18 protein-coding genes and 4 pseudogenes are annotated in these 16535 nt (G+C 58.0%); 16 read left to right on the top strand and 6 right to left on the bottom strand.

Annotation, left to right across the window (positions count from 1 at the left end):
- The first annotated feature begins 50 nt into the window (after positions 1-50).
- The 5 genes and pseudogenes from ACZ9DP_RS18105 (at position 51) to ACZ9DP_RS18085 (ending at position 2032) form a co-directional block, all read left to right on the top strand.
- Positions 51-311: a DUF982 domain-containing protein gene (locus ACZ9DP_RS18105; protein WP_476203123.1), complete on the top strand. Its 261-nt coding sequence runs from the start codon at positions 51-53 to the stop codon at positions 309-311.
- A 320-nt stretch (positions 312-631) separates the two neighbouring features.
- Positions 632-862 carry a hypothetical protein gene (locus tag ACZ9DP_RS18100; RefSeq protein WP_476203122.1) on the top strand — a complete coding sequence of 77 codons (231 nt, stop codon included), beginning with the start codon at positions 632-634 and terminating at the stop codon, positions 860-862.
- Position 863: 1 nt separating this feature from the next.
- Positions 864-1224 (top strand): annotated as a pseudogene (locus tag ACZ9DP_RS18095) (non-homologous end-joining DNA ligase); the annotation flags it as partial.
- A gap of 1 nt (position 1225) precedes the next feature.
- On the top strand, positions 1226-1399 hold the full coding sequence (locus ACZ9DP_RS18090) for a hypothetical protein (protein WP_476203121.1): 174 nt from the start codon (positions 1226-1228) through the stop codon (positions 1397-1399).
- Positions 1400-1639: 240 nt separating this feature from the next.
- The gene (locus ACZ9DP_RS18085; RefSeq protein WP_476203120.1) at positions 1640-2032 is read left to right on the top strand and encodes a DUF6766 family protein; all 393 of its coding nucleotides are present in this window, start codon (positions 1640-1642) and stop codon (positions 2030-2032) included.
- A gap of 54 nt (positions 2033-2086) precedes the next feature.
- Here the strand turns inward: ACZ9DP_RS18085 and ACZ9DP_RS18080 are convergent, their stop codons facing one another.
- The 4 genes and pseudogenes from ACZ9DP_RS18080 to ACZ9DP_RS18065 form a co-directional block, all read right to left on the bottom strand.
- Complete coding sequence (locus ACZ9DP_RS18080; RefSeq protein WP_476203119.1) at positions 2087-2239, bottom strand: hypothetical protein; 153 nt, start codon at positions 2237-2239, stop codon at positions 2087-2089.
- 440 nt (positions 2240-2679) lie between these two features.
- Positions 2680-2816, bottom strand: a pseudogene (locus tag ACZ9DP_RS18075) (FAD/NAD(P)-binding protein); the annotation flags it as partial.
- Between the two features lie 102 nt (positions 2817-2918).
- A complete protein-coding gene (locus tag ACZ9DP_RS18070) occupies positions 2919-3197 on the bottom strand; it encodes a DUF2934 domain-containing protein (protein WP_476203118.1) in 279 nt (92 codons plus the stop codon).
- A gap of 393 nt (positions 3198-3590) precedes the next feature.
- Positions 3591-4022 carry a winged helix-turn-helix transcriptional regulator gene (locus ACZ9DP_RS18065; protein ID WP_476203117.1) on the bottom strand — a complete coding sequence of 144 codons (432 nt, stop codon included), beginning with the start codon at positions 4020-4022 and terminating at the stop codon, positions 3591-3593.
- Positions 4023-4111: 89 nt separating this feature from the next.
- On the opposite strand from ACZ9DP_RS18065, the gene ACZ9DP_RS18060 reads away from it, so the two are divergent.
- On the top strand, positions 4112-4582 hold the full coding sequence (locus ACZ9DP_RS18060) for a hypothetical protein (RefSeq protein WP_476203116.1): 471 nt from the start codon (positions 4112-4114) through the stop codon (positions 4580-4582).
- A gap of 122 nt (positions 4583-4704) precedes the next feature.
- Here ACZ9DP_RS18060 and ACZ9DP_RS18055 read toward each other — a convergent pair.
- Together ACZ9DP_RS18055 and ACZ9DP_RS18050 are read right to left on the bottom strand one after the other, a co-directional pair.
- Positions 4705-4881 (bottom strand): annotated as a pseudogene (locus ACZ9DP_RS18055) (DUF4189 domain-containing protein); the annotation flags it as partial.
- 6 nt (positions 4882-4887) lie between these two features.
- A complete protein-coding gene (locus ACZ9DP_RS18050) occupies positions 4888-5652 on the bottom strand; it encodes a GntR family transcriptional regulator (RefSeq protein WP_039846943.1) in 765 nt (254 codons plus the stop codon).
- A gap of 192 nt (positions 5653-5844) precedes the next feature.
- Between ACZ9DP_RS18050 and ACZ9DP_RS18045 the strand changes: the two genes are divergently transcribed.
- The 10 genes and pseudogenes from ACZ9DP_RS18045 (at position 5845) to ACZ9DP_RS18000 (ending at position 16195) form a co-directional block, all read left to right on the top strand.
- Complete coding sequence (locus ACZ9DP_RS18045) at positions 5845-7101, top strand: ABC transporter substrate-binding protein (RefSeq protein WP_476203115.1); 1257 nt, start codon at positions 5845-5847, stop codon at positions 7099-7101.
- Positions 7102-7223: 122 nt separating this feature from the next.
- Positions 7224-8339, top strand: coding sequence for an ABC transporter ATP-binding protein (locus ACZ9DP_RS18040; RefSeq protein ID WP_194727993.1), 1116 nt, complete (start codon positions 7224-7226; stop codon positions 8337-8339).
- The gene (locus ACZ9DP_RS18035) at positions 8336-9235 is read left to right on the top strand and encodes a carbohydrate ABC transporter permease (protein WP_039845864.1); all 900 of its coding nucleotides are present in this window, start codon (positions 8336-8338) and stop codon (positions 9233-9235) included. The genes ACZ9DP_RS18040 and ACZ9DP_RS18035 overlap by 4 nt, the downstream gene beginning before the upstream one ends.
- Positions 9232-10110 carry a carbohydrate ABC transporter permease gene (locus ACZ9DP_RS18030; protein WP_022718735.1) on the top strand — a complete coding sequence of 293 codons (879 nt, stop codon included), beginning with the start codon at positions 9232-9234 and terminating at the stop codon, positions 10108-10110. Before ACZ9DP_RS18035 ends, ACZ9DP_RS18030 begins: the two co-directional genes overlap by 4 nt.
- A gap of 18 nt (positions 10111-10128) precedes the next feature.
- Positions 10129-10657, top strand: a pseudogene (locus tag ACZ9DP_RS18025) (GNAT family N-acetyltransferase).
- Positions 10658-10787: 130 nt separating this feature from the next.
- The gene (locus ACZ9DP_RS18020) at positions 10788-11945 is read left to right on the top strand and encodes a Gfo/Idh/MocA family protein (protein WP_476203114.1); all 1158 of its coding nucleotides are present in this window, start codon (positions 10788-10790) and stop codon (positions 11943-11945) included.
- A 13-nt stretch (positions 11946-11958) separates the two neighbouring features.
- Entirely contained in the window at positions 11959-12843 is an 885-nt protein-coding gene (locus ACZ9DP_RS18015; protein ID WP_022718732.1) for a carbohydrate ABC transporter permease, read from the top strand.
- Positions 12840-13697 (top strand): carbohydrate ABC transporter permease, encoded by an 858-nt coding sequence (locus ACZ9DP_RS18010; protein ID WP_239597365.1) that lies wholly within the window; start codon positions 12840-12842, stop codon positions 13695-13697. The genes ACZ9DP_RS18015 and ACZ9DP_RS18010 overlap by 4 nt, the downstream gene beginning before the upstream one ends.
- Before the next feature lie 74 nt (positions 13698-13771).
- Complete coding sequence (locus ACZ9DP_RS18005; RefSeq protein ID WP_239599417.1) at positions 13772-14977, top strand: ABC transporter substrate-binding protein; 1206 nt, start codon at positions 13772-13774, stop codon at positions 14975-14977.
- 84 nt (positions 14978-15061) lie between these two features.
- Positions 15062-16195 carry an ABC transporter ATP-binding protein gene (locus ACZ9DP_RS18000; protein ID WP_476203113.1) on the top strand — a complete coding sequence of 378 codons (1134 nt, stop codon included), beginning with the start codon at positions 15062-15064 and terminating at the stop codon, positions 16193-16195.
- Positions 16196-16535 lie beyond the last annotated feature (340 nt).

Below are 16535 nucleotides of genomic sequence, written 5' to 3'. Positions count from 1 at the left end.
TTCCAACTCCCTGGTAGTTTTACAGTTGGGTTTCAGGAGGAGCCCATTCCATGAGAATCGAAGCAAGAAAGCACCCGCAGATATTCTGGAGTGCACCGGTGAATGTGAGAGTAGGAAACGGTTTCAGCGAAGCGATTTTCGGCCCTGAGGTCGCAATTGAATATCTTAAACATCGATGGCCAACGACGAACAGCCCACACTATCTCAGCGCTCTACGTATCTGTGCCGCCGCTGTCGAGCGAAGAGAATCGCCCGATTATGCTCGCGACGCCTTCATCGCCGTCAGTATTGAAGCTGCCATGTTGGCCTAGTTCTACAGCGGATCCAAGATGAGAGGAGTCTAGGTCACGCGCCCGTTACTGACGCGGTCTCGCCCTCGCGCCCTGGCGATGAGGCTTTAAACCTAGCATCACCGCCGCGCTGTGTGAAAGATCGGGTATCAAGGCCGCGTCTGTTCCAGTGGTCCTCTCATTCAGAAATGTCCAGAGAGCGGGAAAGCGATGCTCTCCTCGAAAATCGCGATTTTCGTTGCGTTTGAGATGGTCGGCGTACACTGCTCCTACCGGCCCCATCTAACGGCTGAGACCGGTTAGGAGATTGTACGTGCTCTTGCCAAACGGAGGAGCACAAGATGTCTCTTCAAGATTTACTTCCCCTCGATGAAAGCCAGATCGACACGATTACCACTGTGGTTCACCAATGGTGCAGAGGTAATCGTGTTTCGATAGAGAGCGGCCGTGGCCGTGTGGCGATGACGACCGCCGTCAGTCTCGCACTCAGGGGCGCGCATTCGTCTCAAGCGCTCGCCGAGGCCCTCGGCCGCACTATGCGGATCGAGCAGTACAAGCGGCCGATAGAATAGTATCCTTGCAAAGTCCCCGCGTTCCAGGCCTCTCCAGGCGACCGACAAACCACTGCGAACGCGAACGCGCAAGCCGCGCGATCCAGCGGAGCCAAACCTCCTCGCGATCCCATGCCGGCGCGCATCGACCCGTGTCTGGCACTTCCGAAAGCGAAGCCGCCGAAGGGGCCGGATCATCACGTGCGGTGGAAATGACTGGACGCATCGTTTTTCAGCGATTGCAGCAGCAAAGCGGCTCAATATTGCGACGGCGGTCCTCGATGGCGAGGCAGTCGTCCTCGAGTGAGCGGGGCGGCCGAATTTCGGGCGTCTGCAGCAATGGCTCGGGCCGGCGCGGCAAGCCAACGTCCCGCGAAGCTCTTCATGGCCCTTCGCAAACTCTTCATCCGTGTGGATTTCGTCCGCCGCCCCTTCTATTCCCTGCCGAACTGGTCCGGCCGGAATTTGATCCGATCGGCGGGGCCTCATGGTATCGCCAAACGCGTGCGTTTTATCATTGTCGGCGAGGACGAGACCGACCCGAAAGCCGAGTGGTAGGCTTGGGGGTGGCTGGCCGGTAGACTTGGAAAATGGTCAGCCGACCTGATCAACCGCCACCGCGCCCGCTGGTAGCGGCGTGATCAGGGACTTCGCGGGGTCGGACGGGTCAGTCAGCCCAGATATTGCGCTCGAAGATGACGATCTGTCGGTTTTGCCGCTGGCTCGCACCAAGCGTCATTGCGGAACATAAAGTCGGCGTAAGGCATTTCCTCAAATCGCAATTTGGGAGCCTTGACGATGACGCGTTATGGATACGCCTATATCACGGCCGCCTTTTTTCTTATCACGATCACAGGTCACTGGATCCTGGGTTGGTTCGCCTTCGTTGATGAGGCTGCCCAGCATGGGCAGTCGCCCGAATTGTCGGGGTATCTAATCCAGGTTGGTAGAGACACGTTGGAAAACTGGCAGTCGGAATTCCTGCAGTTGCTCTGGCAAGTGGTGGGCCTTGCCTATTTCCTCTACGTCGGCTCGCCTTCATCGAAGGAAAATGATGACCGCATGGAAGCCAAGATTGATGAATTGCTGAAGGTCAGTGCCGGGGAGAAAGCTGAAGCCCTGATCGCGGCGTTGGACGAGCGTTACATGCGGACTCACGGACATGCCAAACCGCATACGCATGGAGACTGAAAGCTCCAAAGGCAATGGCCGAGCGCACGCGACAACGTTGTATGCTCTATACCATCACGCGGCTGCCGCGGCACGCTGGTTGATGCCGCTCTCGCCCAGCTTCGAAAGCGCCTCGTCTGTCGCCGTTTCTTCAGCGAATGTCACTTCGAGCAGCGCCGCGAATAATTGGGATAAGGTGCCGTCCGCGAGGTCACCGGCTGTAGGCATGCATTCCGCTAGCCGGAGCCGAAATCCGGCCCATTCAATCCTACGGTATCAGATTGTCCGGGTTCCACACCACTTCCCATAGGTGGGCCACCAAGACAGAAATGCGGTTTCATGGACATTCCTGCATTCAGTCAGCTCTGGCACGAACAGCGCTGTCGCAGGAGCACCGGCCGAGAGCGCGGCCTATCGGAGTTGGTTTCTTCGCACCGAGGCTTCCTCTAACCCAATCGCGTAAGGCTGGCGGGTATCTTGAAGAAAATGCTGGTCATCGGTGCGGTGTTACAATTGAATTAACATCCCCAGCATCCTCGGAAGGGAAAACGAGCACTTGGCTGCATCGCCACTTTAGCTTTGTCCCGTAATTTCTTCAACGACCGCCTTTGCTTGCATCCTAATATCTGGAACCGCGATGATCTCCCAGAACTGCCCGGCGCTCAATGGCTGATGCGGCCCGCAGGGACATTCAGACGATGCAGATAAAGCTCCGTCCGGTAGGCGGTGCCGCGACCGAAGCCAGGATCGTCACCGACAACGCGATCGCCCCAGTGCCGGGAAGGCGTTCGATGAGATTGCACATGACCGCGATCGCCGAAAATCCGGAGCCCACCACAATGACATCATAAACCACGCATTCTCCTGATTGCTCAAGAACCGTCCCAAGCCTGCGTCCGCCGACCAACTAGACGGTCGCCTTTCGCGTCGATTTCGAGGGCTTCTTCACGTCCGCCGTTTTCGGTTTGCTGACGGCTTTGGGCTTTGTCTTGGAAGCAGCCGGTTTGCCGGCTTTTGCGGCAGGCGTGCTGGAAGCTGCAGCGGCCTCGCCCCTTTTGAGCCCGCCACCCGCGCCAAGCTCTTCAAATGCCGCCAGCCAATGCCTCAGCTCCTCGCCATGCGGCCGTCCTTCCTGCTCCCAGATTTCGTATGCCCGCTGCCGGATCCTGTCTTGGTCCTTGTTCATCTCTTCCTCTCCAATGCGTTTGTAGTGAACCTGGCGCTGGATTGACCGATTGCAAGCGGTCGCGGCATGGCCCCAAGGCGCAAATCACATGAAGAATGTTAGCAGCTGTCAAAACGACGATAAACGTTTATCCCCAAACTATAATTATAGTTTGCTATTTCTCTTCCTTCCCTTTCTCCGACACTACGCCGCGTGAGCGAGATAACAGATACATCATCACTCGCCACGGCGCTTGCGAGCCCGCAGGTCAAGGTCGTGAAAATGGCCAGTTTCGGCCTCGGCGAACAGCCGACGGTTTCGATCAACATCGCAACTGGGGTGGCGATTGTCGAGTCGCGGTACGGCGTTTCCGAGCTATGGGCAGGTATAGTGGCGACTGCCGGCGCAGGCCGACTATTCGGGTGTTGCAACGCGAATCGGGCGAGTGCCGATCTTTGCCCCTGTGACGGCATCCACGGCTACTGGTTCAATTTCTTCTCCTGTCTCCGCGTCGACGTATCGCGCCAATCTGCCTTCGCCACGGTACCGGCGTCCCCACGCACCCAGTAAGACAAGCACCGGCAAGAAATCGCGTCCGGCGGCGGTCAGCACGTACTCATCGCGCGGAGGCCGCTCCGAGTAGCGCTGCTTTTCCAGAAGTCCCTCCTCCGTCAGCGTCGCCAGCCGTCGGGTCAGAATGGTGGGGGCGATGCCCAGACTTTTCCGGAATTCGTCGAAGCGGGTGAGGCCCATGCTCGCGTCGCGAAGGATCAACATGCTCCACGCGTCGCCGACGCAGGTGAGGCTGCGGGCAATCGGGCAAAAGGTATCGGAAAGATTCTTCATGTTAATATCATTTTGATAGTGACTAGATATCGAAATGATAGTAACATCCTTTCAAGCTGTAATCCAGCACAAAGAAAGAGGTCACTTCCATGAACAAGATCAATCTTGGTGCCCCCCATCCAGAACTTAACCATCGGCGCGCGCAATCGGGTCATCATGTCACCACCGGCCACCCGAGATCGTCCAAACGGAGCCTAACGATAATCAACTTCATCGGTGGCCTGGCGGCATTCGGCCTGGCCGCGTCTCCGTTGCATGCCGATGAGCTGCCCCCCATGGCGGGGGAAAGTATCCATGTCGGCGGTTTTCATGGCGTCTTCTACTACACCGACGAAAATGACGGCTATCGGGTGGTTGCAACGATTGCGGAGGGAGAGGCCGGAGTTCCGGTGCGTTTCTCGGCCACGCTCGCCGAGGGGCAATCAGCGACGATATCCGTGCCGGGGAAATTGGGCGAACCTAGCCAAAGCCTCGCGATTTCGCGCTCGGACGACAAGCTTGTCGTCACCGACGTGGGGTCGATGTCCAACAAGAAGCTAATTGGGGCCCTTGCCGAGTAATGGCCTCATCGCATCGCCCCCGGGGGCGTGCGCCACATCTTCATTGGTACGCACTGGATTGGCCGCCGAGAACGTACACGATTTAAGCACTGACGGGAAGCATGCGCGGTGTTTCGTCTGCCTCAGGTGCAGGCCCATTCGCGGATCTTGCACTGGTTTTCCTGACCGCCACAGAGGCTCAGGGCCTCCCATTCCGTTTCGCGACAGGTTCCACCTAGCGACAGAGCTGCGCAATGCTCGTAGGGAAAGCCCGTGCCGTCGTCGTCATCCCAGTGGCGATGGTTGCGGAACACGTCGACATCTCTTCAATATTGCGCGATGTCGCCCGTTTCAGATTGCGCGAGCGTCAGGGGATAGCGCTCCGGATGATGCACAAGTGCCGTGAGGTTCACCGGCCGGTTGCGGTTGTCGAAGGCAATCTGATCGACGGTCAGGACAGCGGCCGGCGAATGCAAGCCAAGCATCTCCGCCTCGTCAGCAGACGCCAGGCGCGCGCTCAATGTTGTTTGCCCGCGCGACGGATGGATGTGATGGTGCTGGCGCAGCTCTGCATAGAGCGAGCGGTTGCCCACCGTCCAATCCAGGTCGAGAAGGCCAGGAACGCGCGCGGCCGGCAACCAATCCGTCTGAATGACAACCGGGATCTCATCGAGCAAGCGCAATCGGGAGAGCACGACGACATCGGCGCCGGGCGGCAGGAAAAGCGGCCGGCTGATCTCCAGCGGTGCACGAAGGACACGTGCCTCGATCAGGCGATGTCCAGGAACGCGGCCGTTCGAAATGGCTGTGGCGGTGAAGCTCTTGAGAACCTGCAGCTCGAAGCCGCCGCTATGCTCTGCCACATAAAGCCCTTTGCCCGGCTGGCTCGTCACCACGCCTTGCTGGACCAACTCGCGTATTGCGTGCCGAATGGTGATCCGACTGACGTCGAAAAGATCAACTAATTCGCGTTCCGAGGGCAATTTCCCCCGCAACGGCAGCTTGCCGTTCCGAATCGACGTCAAAAGCGCTTCATAGACTTGCTTGTGGAGCGGCCGGGGATCTTCGCGATCCACCAGACTCTGAGGCATAATGGAAAGCGGGCGCTCCTGACGCTTGTTCAAACCTGTTCCCTTTCCTTTGCTGTCATTTTGCAACCACTCTCCACGTAATTCTCGACAAAGTCCATATTGACATGACTGGATATAACCAGTCCTAATGTGTGCCCAGGAGCCATAGAGTTCCATAGATACCGAAGCGCTATCACAAAAAGGGAACAGTTCATGTTGAAGAGAAGTCTTGCTGCTTTAGCCATCTCCGTCGGCATTTGGACCGGGAACGCCCATGCGGAAACCATTTCCGTATTCTGCTCGCCGACCGAGTTCGAGCTTTGTACGACGGTCGCCAATGCCTGGAAGGAAAAGACCGGCAACGAGGCGAAGATCAACAAGATGCCGGCTTTGCTGGATGATGCCATCCCGCTTTATCAGCAGCTGCTGGCGTCGAAATCCAAGGACATCGACGTCCTGTTCCTGGACGTCATCTGGCTCGGCATGTTCAAAAACAACCTGCTCGACCTGAAGACCCTGGTGCCGCAGGCAGATCAGGACAAGCATTTCGCCTCGACGCTCGGCGCAGCCAAGCTTGACGAAAAGCTGGTCGCCATGCCCGCCTATATGGATGTCGGGCTGATGTATTATCGCAAGGATCTTCTGGAGAAATACGGCAAGCAGCCGCCGAAGACCTGGGACGAGCTTGCAGCCAGCGCAAAGGAAATCCAGGACAAGGAACGCGCCGCCGGCAATGGCGAGATATGGGGCTATGCCTGGCAGGCCAAGAGCTACGAAGGTCTTACCTGCGACGCTATCGAACTGATCGCCTCAAATGGCGGCGGCACGATCATCTCGGACGATGGCAAGGTGACGATCGACAATCCGCAGGCAGCCGAAGCGATAGAGAAGGCCAAAGGCTGGATCGGCAGCATCAGCCCGGAAGGCGTGCTGAACTACGACGAGGAAGCCTCCCGCGCGATCTTCGAGTCCGGAAACGCGGTTTTCCATCGCAACTGGCCTTATGTTTGGGGAACGACCCACCAGAAAGGCAGTGCTGTCATCGACAAGGTCGGCGTGATGCCGCTTCCCGTCGGCAAGGAGGGCCAAAAGTCGAGCGGCTGCCTCGGCCCGATGTATTACGGCGTTTCAAAGTTCAGTGCCAAGCCCGAGGTTGCGGCCGACTTCGTCAACTTCATCACCGCACCCGACATGCAGAAGATGCGGGCGATCGAGGCGGCCTACAACCCGTCGATCCAGGCGCTTTACAGCGATCCGGACGTGCTGGCAAAATTGCCCTTCCTCAAGGACAACCAGCAGGCATTCGCCGATAGCGCAAGCCGTCCCTCAGGCTATACCGGCACGAGCTATAACCGCGTTTCGCAAGCCTTCTATCGCTCGGTCCACGATATGCTTTCAGGCGGCGGCGATATCAAGGCAGGGCTGAGCGCCCTTGCAGCGCGACTTGAGAAGCTGAAGGAGAGCCGTTGAGGCTTTTCTGACAAGCCGGCGCGAGCAGGACCCCTTGCCTGCTCGCGCGGCCGGCTTGCCTGCCGTGCAACCGGCCACTGAAGTGGCCGTTGCTTTTCAGCATAATCAAGTTCGGGTGTAAGATGGCATCGGTTTCACTGGACTCCGTTTCAAAAAGCTATGGCACGCATTCCGTGATCGAAGATGTCGATCTCAGGATCAGGGACGGCGAGTTTATCGTCTTTGTCGGCCCGTCTGGTTGCGGCAAGTCTACCTTGCTGCGTATTGTCGCCGGTCTGGTGTCCCCGACAAAGGGCGCCGTCAGCATCGGCGGCGACGATGTCACCGACGTTCCAGCCTCCAAGAGGGGCGTTGCCTTTGTCTTCCAATCCTATGCGCTCTATCCGCATATGAGCGTTGCGCGCAATATCGGCTTTGCGCTGGAAACGCTCGGTCTTGCGCGGACCGCCATCAGCGACAAGGTGCTCGCCGTTGCAAGAATGCTCAAGGTCGATCATCTCCTGGATCGCCGTCCGAGAGAGTTGTCCGGCGGCCAACGCCAGCGTGTTGCGATCGGCCGGGCGCTGGTCCGTCAGCCGGAGATCTTTCTTTTCGACGAGCCGCTTTCGAACCTGGACTCCGATCTGCGCATGGAGATGCGCATGGAGATCGCCAAGCTTCACGACGAACTCAAGACGACGATGATCTATGTGACGCACGATCAGTCCGAAGCCATGACGCTCGCCGACAGGATCGTTGTTCTCAATCACGGGCGCATCGAGCAGGTGGGTACGCCGCAAACCCTATACCACGCGCCGGACAACCGCTTCGTGGCAAGCTTCATCGGAAGCCCACGGATGAACTTCCTGTCCGTTTCCATGCGAGATGCCGCCGGCGGCAAGAAGATTGCAGGCCCTGGTGGACTTTCTGTTGACGCAGGATTTCTGGGCTCCGATGCAACGGCAGCGACCATCGGCGTGAGGCCCGAAGCCCTTACCATCGCAGCCGACGGCACCGGGCGCATATCAGGCGTCCTGGAGCGCGTCGAGGACCTCGGGCACGAGCATTTTGCCTATTGCCGCATTACGGAAGAGGTCGTGTGGGTGATCCGGGTGAATGTTCCGCCTGCCAAGGAAATGATCGGCCTGCGGATCGGACTGAAGTTTGCTGACGAGGCGGTATTCGTCTTCGACGCCGCGGACCGGCGGATCCCGCAAAAAAGGGCGACTGCCAGCAATGTGAGGGCAGCAGAGCAATGAGCGCGCGTCTGGCACGCCGCGACCACCTGGCCGCATGGCTTTTCCTCATCCCCGTCATCATCGTGATGCTGCTCGTCGCCGTCTGGCCTCTCGCGCGGACCTTCTTCTTTTCCTTCACTGATGCCTATCTTGATGATCCTTCCATCTATTCCATGGTTGGGATCGATAATTTTCTCGACGTGATCAACGACAGAAGCTGGTGGGTGGCGGTCAGGAACACGATCGTCTTCACGGTCATTTCCGTTGCGATCGAAACCGTTCTCGGCCTTGCAATTGCGCTTTTGATCAATGAGGCCATCCCGGGACGGGGGCTGGTGCGTGCTGCCATCCTCGTCCCTTGGGCGATCCCTGTCGTCGTTTCCGCAAAAATCTGGGAATGGATGCTGAACGACCAGTTCGGGGTGCTCAACAAGATCCTGATCGGACTGGGCTTTATCGATCACGGAATAGCCTGGACGGCGAGCAGCTCGCTGATCATGGGCGTCATCATTTTTGCCGACGTGTGGATGACGACGCCTTTCATGGTCCTGTTGATCCTCGCCGGACTGCAGCTGATTTCGCCGGAAATATTCGAAGCCGCGGAGGTGGACGGCATTCCGGCGTGGAAGCGCTTCTGGTCGATCACCTTGCCGATGCTTCGACCGGCCATCGGCGTGGCCGTGCTCTTTCGCGTGCTCGATGCCCTTCGGATGTTCGACCTTGCCTATGTCATGGCTGCCAGCAATGAGAATGTCATGACGGTGTCGATCTATGCCCGTGACAGGCTCATCAGCTTTCAGGAACTGGGTGTCGGCTCGGCCGCATCGACATGGGTGTTCCTCTTGGTGGCGCTCGCCGCCATCATCATCATCGGCGCGCTGCGTCTCGATCGCGCAAGCGGGGAGCTGACGAAATGACGGACGTTGCACTCTACAGAACGGTACGCAAACCTGCCGCCTACTACCGGGTGCGGCGACGCATCGTGAGGCTCTTTCAGTCCGCAGCACTCCTGCTCGTGCTGATCTACACGCTTTTCCCCTACTACTGGGCTTTCGTGTCTTCGACGAAGCAGGGCGCAGCGCTCTACCGGGCTGCACTCGTTCCCGCGCTCGATTTCACCTACTACCGGCAGCTGATCGACAATCCAGTCTTCATGGGCTCGCTTCTCAATTCCGCCTATGTCGCGGTGGCGACGACGTTCTTGTCGCTTTTCATCGGCCTTAGTGCCGCTTATGCGCTCGGGCGGATCGATTTTCCGCAGCGCCGGACACTGCTGATGATCATCCTGATGATCTCGATCTTTCCACAGGTCGTCGTTCTCTCCGGCATGTTCGAGCTGATCAACTGGATGGGGTTGTTCAATCGTCCAAGCGCACTGGTTCTGACCTATCTTCTCTCGACAGTGCCGTTCACGACCTGGGTTCTCACGACCTTCATCCGGGAATTCCCGCGTGAGCTGGAAGAAGCGGCAATCATCGACGGATGCTCGCATTTTCGCATTCTGATGAAGATCCTGCTGCCGCTGATGGGTCCGTCGCTCGCCAGCACCGGCATTTTGGCTTTCATCCTGGCGTGGAACGAGTTCCTCTTCGCACTCACCTTCACTTTGACGGACGAGAACCGCACGGTGCCGGTTGCAATCGGCCTCATTGCCGGAAACAGCCGCTACGAATATCCCTTCGGCCAGATCATGGCGGCCTCGGTTACCGTCACCCTCCCCCTGATTTTGGTGGTGCTTTTCTTCCAGCGCCGCATCGTTGCGGGTCTGACGGCAGGCGCGGTCAAGGGATGAAAGACAAAGGACACAGTCATGGACATGCTGGTAAAACTCTACGAACTTAGACCCGATCGCGCGCTGGAGAAGCGTTTGGCAGATCAGCACATCCTGATCCGCCGGGTGCTTGCACCCGAGCTCAAAGCGCTCACCTCGTGGATCGAGCCGCGCTTTGGCGTCGGATGGGCGTCGGAGGCGACCGTTGCCACAATGCGCCAGCCGCCGTCGTGTTTTGTTGCCGTCAAAGACGGTGAGCTCATCGGCTTTGCTTGCCACGAGGCGACGGCCAAAGGCTTCTTTGGGCCGACAGGCGTGGATGTTTCAGCCCGCGGCCATGGCGTCGGTCAGGCCTTGCTGCTTGCCACCCTGCTCGACATGCACGCCCAAGGTCCAGTATGCCTATGGCATAATTGGCGGCGCCGGCCCGATGGAATTTTATCGCCGCAGCGTTGGCGCGATCCCGATCGAAGGTTCCGTTCCGGGTATCTATCGCAACATGCTTCCGATAGCCAATCCAAGCGAAGTCTCGGAATCTGAGAAACCGCAAACGGAAAAGCAGCGGTGATATCGCGGTCCACTTTCGGCTCATGAAAATTAATTTCATGATTTCGGGAGAAGCCGCGTTAACAGTTGACGACTTGTAATTTTTGCCCCAACCTGAAGAAAATAAATTACGAAATGGGAACGACTTTAGCATGAAAGTGGGAATCGTAGGGCTGGGATTCCGGCTCGGCTATCTTGGCTATGTTTTCAAGGCTATCGACAGCAGCTTCGAAATCGCAGGCTACGTCGATCCGGAGCCTGCCGGTCTCCCCGGCTTGACGGAAAAGGGTATTTCGGTCGGCAAGGCCTACGCGTCGCCTCAGGAGCTTCTTGCCGGCGAAAAGCTGGACCTCCTGATGATCGGCTCGCCCAACCACATGCATCTGGAACACATCCGGCTGGGCCTTGAGGCCGGCTTGAAAGTGTTTTGCGAAAAGCCGATCGTCACCACGATCGCCGAAAGCATCGAACTCGCCAGGCTAATGGCAAAGTTCGGCCATGAACGGCTGATGGTCGGCCTGGTGCTGCGTTATTCGCCGCTCTACAAGGACCTTCGCGCCATCCAGGCAGCCGGCAAGCTCGGCCAGATCGTCTCGATCGAGGCATCCGAACATATCGAACCCTATCACGGCGCGTTCTTCATGCGCGACTGGAGACGTTACGAGCGGTATTCCGGCAGTTTCATGCTGGAAAAATGCTGCCATGACCTCGACCTCTATAACGGTGTGGTCGGCGCCAGGGCGGAACGCGTCGCAAGTTTCGGCGGACGCAAGAGCTTCATTCCTGCAAATGATCCAGCGCGTGAAGGGATCAACGACCTCGAACTCTTTCACCGCAAACCCAGCGGCTGGATGGCATCGGACAGGGTCTTCGACAGCGATGCCGACATCATCGACTATCAGGTCGCGATCGTCGAATATGCAAATGGCGTCGGCATGAATTTCCACACCAATCTCAACGTTCCCGATCAGTTCCGCCGCTTTGCCATCATGGGTTCGCGCGGGATGGCGGAAGGCGATTTCGTCCGCGGCTATCTCGACGTGCACGAGCAGCTGACCGGCAAGAAGATCGTTGAGACCAAGTATGCCGCAACCGAACTTTCCCAGCATTACGGCGCAGACGAACAGATGGCCGCCGACCTGCTCGACAGCGTCCGCACCGGCACCGAACTCCCCGTCTCGACGCTGAATGCGCTCGAGGCGGGCATCCTTGCGTTAGCGATGGACGAAGCACGGATGAAGAGGACAGTCGTCGATCTGCGTCCTGTGTGGGATCGCTTCGACGAGGCGCTCCACGCCAGAGCGGCTTGAAGAGGATGGCAGGATGAGTGTTCAAAAAAGCACCGTCATCTTCGCCTGGATCCTTCTCCTTCCAGCTGTCCTTTACGTCATGGCGATCGTCGCCTATCCGCTGGTCGATACGTTCATTCTTTCCTTCACCGACGCATCGCTCAGGAAGACGACGAACTGGGTCGGCTGGATCAACTACGAGAAGATCTTCAACGCCACATTTGCGGAAGTCATCCTCCGCACCTTCATATGGACGTTCTTTTCGGTTTCGATCAAAATGATCATCGGCACCTTCGGCGCGACGATGCTCAACGCTGCCGTGCCCGGCCGCTCGCTTTTCCGCCTGCTCACCATGCCGCCATGGATCGTGCCGATGGCGATCGGCATCTTCATGTGGGGGTGGATGTACAACGGACAGTTCGGGATGATCTCCGGACTTCTGCAGCGCTTCGGCCTGACCGACGGACCAGTGGCATTCCTGGCTTACGGAAGCACCGCCTTCTGGGCAACGATCATCACCGACGTCTGGATCGGCGTTCCGCTGGTCACCATCTATTTTCTGGCCGCGATCCAATCCATTCCGAAGGACCTCTACGAGGCAGCCTGGACAGATGGCGCCGGCCGATTTTATCGTTTCCGCCGCATCACGCTGCCGCTGATGGTCCCGGCGATCATTACGATGTCGATGCTGTCTTTGATCGCCACGTTCAATTCCTTCGATATCATCTGGATTCTGACCCAGGGCGGTCCGAGCGGTCAAACGACCACAATGATCATCGATACCTATCAGACTGCCATCGGCTCCAAGAAATACGGTGAAGGCGCTGCACGTGCGGTGCTGATCTGCATCTTCCTGTCGCTCTTCTGCTTTGCCTATTTTCGTGTCACCCGCCGTCTCAACCCGGAGAAGCGCGCATGAGCAGCCCCGCTATGATCGATCGCTACAGCTGGTGGGAACTCGTGCTGATTTATTGCGGCATCGCGCTGTTTCTGGCCTTCGTTCTTTCGCCCTTCGTCGAAGGCTTTCTGGTTTCGCTGAAACCGTTGAGCCAGCTCTTTTCCTCGCCTTATCGGTTTTGGCCGGAGAACGGCTCCTTCGAGGCCTACCGAACGATGTGGGTCAGCGTTCCAGGTTTCGGGCGCTATATTTTCAATTCGTTCTTCATATCGATCATCGTCACGATAGTCGTTCTGTGTCTCGTCATCCCGGCGTCCTACGCCTTTGCACGGTTCGAGTTCAGGGGCATGGGCATCCTTCTCGGCGCCTTCCTGACAGTCAACATGTTCTCCGGCGCGGTACTCTTGATCCCTCTCTTCCGGCTGATGCGCAGCATGGGCGTCCTCAACACCTATCTCGCCATGATCGTGCCGGGCGTGGCCTTCCTCATTCCATCGGCGATCTGGCTTCTCAGGACCTATATGATCCGCATTCCCCAGGAATTGAATGAAGCCGCGTATATGGATGGCGCCAGCCATTTCTACACGCTTCGCCGCGTGATCCTGCCTATCGCCATGCCCGGGATCATCGTCGTGGCGATCACCACTTTCATCGGCGCCTATGCGCAGCAATTCATCTTCGCGCTGACCTTCAACTCGAAGACCGAATACATGCCTCTGCCGGTGGGACTCTTTGCTTATTTCGGTAAGCAGGAGGTCATCTGGAACGAACTGATGGCGGCCTCCTTCGTCGGCATCCTGCCGGCGATGGTCGTCATCTTCTTCCTGCAACGCTATCTCGTCGGCGGGCTGACCGCCGGTGCGGTGAAACAATAAGACCAAGAAAACGAGTGAACAGCTAACACAAGAATGGGAGTCACAACGTGAGTATTACCATCAGAACAGGCCTCATGGCGCTCGCCCTGCTCGGTTCGACGGCGTTGACCGCTGTCACAGCCGAAGCCGCCGACCAAGAGATCAGCTGGATTTATTGCGGCGACAAGCTCGACGATATCCATGCGAAGTACATCAAGCAGTGGGAAGAAAAGAACACCGGCTGGAAGATCGCGCCGGAAGTCGTTGGCTGGGCCCAGTGCCAGGACAAGGCAACGACGCTTGCTGCGGCCGGAACGCCAGTCGCAATGGCCTATGTCGGTTCGCGTACCCTCAAGGAATTTGCCCAGAACGACCTGATCGTCGAGGTCCCGATGACAGATGAGGAAAAGAAGGCCTACTATCCGCACATCGTCGACACCGTCACCTTCGACGGCACGCAATGGGGCGTTCCGATCGCTTTCTCGACAAAGGCGCTTTACTGGAACAAGGATCTCTTCAAGCAGGCTGGCCTTGATCCCGAGAAGCCGCCGAAGACCTGGGACGAGGAGATCGAATATGCCAAGATCATCAAGGAGAAAACCGGAATCCCCGGCTTCGGCCTTTCGGCCAAGACCTTCGACAACACAATGCATCAGTTCATGCACTGGGTTTACACCAACAACGGCACGGTGACGGACGCGGAAGGTAAAATTACTCTCGATAGCCCTGAAGTGCTGAAAGCGCTGGAGGCCTATAAGAGCATTGTGCCCTATTCCGAAGAAGGCCCGACGGCCTACGAGCAGAACGAAGTCCGCGCTATCTTCCTCGACGGCAAGGTCGCGATGATCCAGGCAGGCTCCGGTGCTGCCTACCGCCTGAAGGATACCAAGATCGACTGGGGCATCACGACCCTGCCGCTTGGCCCGCAGGCCAAGGGACCGGGAACTCTGCTCATCACCGACAGTCTTGCGATCTTCAAGGGTTCGGGCGTCGAGGACAAGGCAATCGAATTCGCCAAGTTCATCACCTCTCCCGCTCCCCAGGAGGAATATGAGCTCAACGGCGAATCCGGTCTGACGCCACTTCGTCCGTCGCCGAATATCGACAAGCTGGTGACTGAAAAGCCTTACTGGAAGCCGTTGATCGACGGCATCAGCTACGGTGGTCCGGAACCCCTATTCACCGACTATAAGGGCTTCCAGAACTCGATGATTGCGATGGTGCAATCCGTCGTGACCGGTCAGGCTCAGCCGGCCGACGCACTCAAGAAGGCTGCTGGCGAAATCGAGGCGTTCAAGTAGCCTTCATGGGGATCGCGGGGAGCAACAACCCGCGATCCTTCCTGATTGTGCAATTGCTGCTACAGCGGCGACCGGAGACAGGTTTTGGGACAGCTTTTTCTCAATAAGGTGCAGAAATTCTACGGCGACTACGAAGTTCTGAAGGGCGTGCAGCTCGATGTGAAGAACGGCGAATTCGTTGTCTTCGTCGGTCCCTCAGGCTGCGGCAAATCCACCCTCCTGCGCATGATCGCCGGTCTCGATGCGACAACTGCCGGCGACATCGTCATCGACGGTATCCGGGTCAACGACCTGCCGCCGGTCAAACGCGGCATTGCCATGGTGTTCCAGTCCTACGCGCTTTATCCGCATATGACTGTTTTCGAGAACATCGCCTTTCCGCTTCGCGTCGAGAAGATGGAGGAGTCAAAGCTCAAGGCAAAGGTCGAGAATGCGGCGCGTATTCTCCATCTCGATCAGCGCTTGCAGCAGAAGCCCGGCATGCTCTCCGGCGGCCAGCGCCAGCGTGTCGCAATCGGCCGCGCCATCGTTCGCGAGCCGAAGATATTCCTCTTCGACGAACCGCTGTCGAACCTCGATGCGGCCCTGCGCGCCGATATGCGCATCGAGCTTGCAAAACTGCATCGCCAGTTGAAGGCCACAATGATTTATGTGACGCACGACCAGGTAGAAGCCATGACCATGGCCGACCGTATCGTCGTGCTGGATGCCGGCGATATCTCGCAGACCGGTGCGCCGCTGGAACTCTATCACAAGCCGGCCAATCTCTTTGTTGCCGGTTTCATCGGAAATCCGAAAATGAACTTCCTTCCGGTTACCTGCAAAAGCGTCAGCGATGCCGGCGTGGAGGTGGACCATGGCGGGCAGACCGCCACTTTGCCGGTTGCTCCGCGCGAGGACATGATCGGCAAGACGCTTACGCTCGGCATCCGGCCGGAGCATGTGCAGCTTGGATCCGGCGACATCTCGCTGACCGTTACGCCGACCGTTATCGAACGGCTTGGCGCCCATACGGTCGCCTATGCCGCGCTTAACGGCGAGGGCGAGAACTTCTGCGCGATGCTTCCCGGCAGTGTCGGGATTCGCGCCGATACGCCTGTCATCACGGGGATCAACGCCACCGATTGCCACCTCTTCGACGAGGCCGGGATTGCCTTCGAGCGCCGCGTGGAACTCACGGAAATCGACATGAACGTGCTTGATCCGACAGCGGCCTAGGCGACCGTATATCGGAGAAGTCGACTATCTCAGAATGCGGCGACCATCGGATGCGCTTTGACTGACCCATGAGCCTGTTGCCGACTGCGCCGGTTCCTTGACGTACACCTCCTCCGCCCGGGCTTTGCCTGACGACATTGCCCGGCGGTTTGGCTTGCGTTTCTTGGATATGGCGGGCCAAACGCGAAAGGCCCGCTGTGTAGCGGGGCTTTCATCCGCTGAGTTTTTTCTGGAGGATCAACGATGTCGCCTGCCCGGAAACCGAACACCAAGCAGGCTTGCAGCCGCCCATCGCCACTCCGGAGCACGGCAAGACCTAAATCTTCGATCTGATCAACAC

The organism is Rhizobium sp. USDA 4016 (genome assembly GCF_056279705.1).
This window is presented reverse-complemented; position numbering and strand designations above follow the sequence as displayed.

Bases quoted from the DNA above. Each gene is read 5' to 3' on its own strand.
- ACZ9DP_RS18105 (WP_476203123.1), top strand. From the start codon at position 51: ATGAGAATCGAAGCAAGAAAGCACCCGCAGATATTCTGGAGTGCACCG.
- ACZ9DP_RS18100 (WP_476203122.1), top strand. From the start codon at position 632: ATGTCTCTTCAAGATTTACTTCCCCTCGATGAAAGCCAGATCGACACG.
- ACZ9DP_RS18090 (WP_476203121.1), top strand. From the start codon at position 1,226: ATGGCCCTTCGCAAACTCTTCATCCGTGTGGATTTCGTCCGCCGCCCC.
- ACZ9DP_RS18085 (WP_476203120.1), top strand. From the start codon at position 1,640: ATGACGCGTTATGGATACGCCTATATCACGGCCGCCTTTTTTCTTATC.
- ACZ9DP_RS18080 (WP_476203119.1), bottom strand. From the start codon at position 2,239: ATGCCTACAGCCGGTGACCTCGCGGACGGCACCTTATCCCAATTATTC.
- ACZ9DP_RS18070 (WP_476203118.1), bottom strand. From the start codon at position 3,197: ATGAACAAGGACCAAGACAGGATCCGGCAGCGGGCATACGAAATCTGG.
- ACZ9DP_RS18065 (WP_476203117.1), bottom strand. From the start codon at position 4,022: ATGAAGAATCTTTCCGATACCTTTTGCCCGATTGCCCGCAGCCTCACC.
- ACZ9DP_RS18060 (WP_476203116.1), top strand. From the start codon at position 4,112: ATGAACAAGATCAATCTTGGTGCCCCCCATCCAGAACTTAACCATCGG.
- ACZ9DP_RS18050 (WP_039846943.1), bottom strand. From the start codon at position 5,652: ATGCCTCAGAGTCTGGTGGATCGCGAAGATCCCCGGCCGCTCCACAAG.
- ACZ9DP_RS18045 (WP_476203115.1), top strand. From the start codon at position 5,845: ATGTTGAAGAGAAGTCTTGCTGCTTTAGCCATCTCCGTCGGCATTTGG.
- ACZ9DP_RS18040 (WP_194727993.1), top strand. From the start codon at position 7,224: ATGGCATCGGTTTCACTGGACTCCGTTTCAAAAAGCTATGGCACGCAT.
- ACZ9DP_RS18035 (WP_039845864.1), top strand. From the start codon at position 8,336: ATGAGCGCGCGTCTGGCACGCCGCGACCACCTGGCCGCATGGCTTTTC.
- ACZ9DP_RS18030 (WP_022718735.1), top strand. From the start codon at position 9,232: ATGACGGACGTTGCACTCTACAGAACGGTACGCAAACCTGCCGCCTAC.
- ACZ9DP_RS18020 (WP_476203114.1), top strand. From the start codon at position 10,788: ATGAAAGTGGGAATCGTAGGGCTGGGATTCCGGCTCGGCTATCTTGGC.
- ACZ9DP_RS18015 (WP_022718732.1), top strand. From the start codon at position 11,959: ATGAGTGTTCAAAAAAGCACCGTCATCTTCGCCTGGATCCTTCTCCTT.
- ACZ9DP_RS18010 (WP_239597365.1), top strand. From the start codon at position 12,840: ATGAGCAGCCCCGCTATGATCGATCGCTACAGCTGGTGGGAACTCGTG.
- ACZ9DP_RS18005 (WP_239599417.1), top strand. From the start codon at position 13,772: ATGGCGCTCGCCCTGCTCGGTTCGACGGCGTTGACCGCTGTCACAGCC.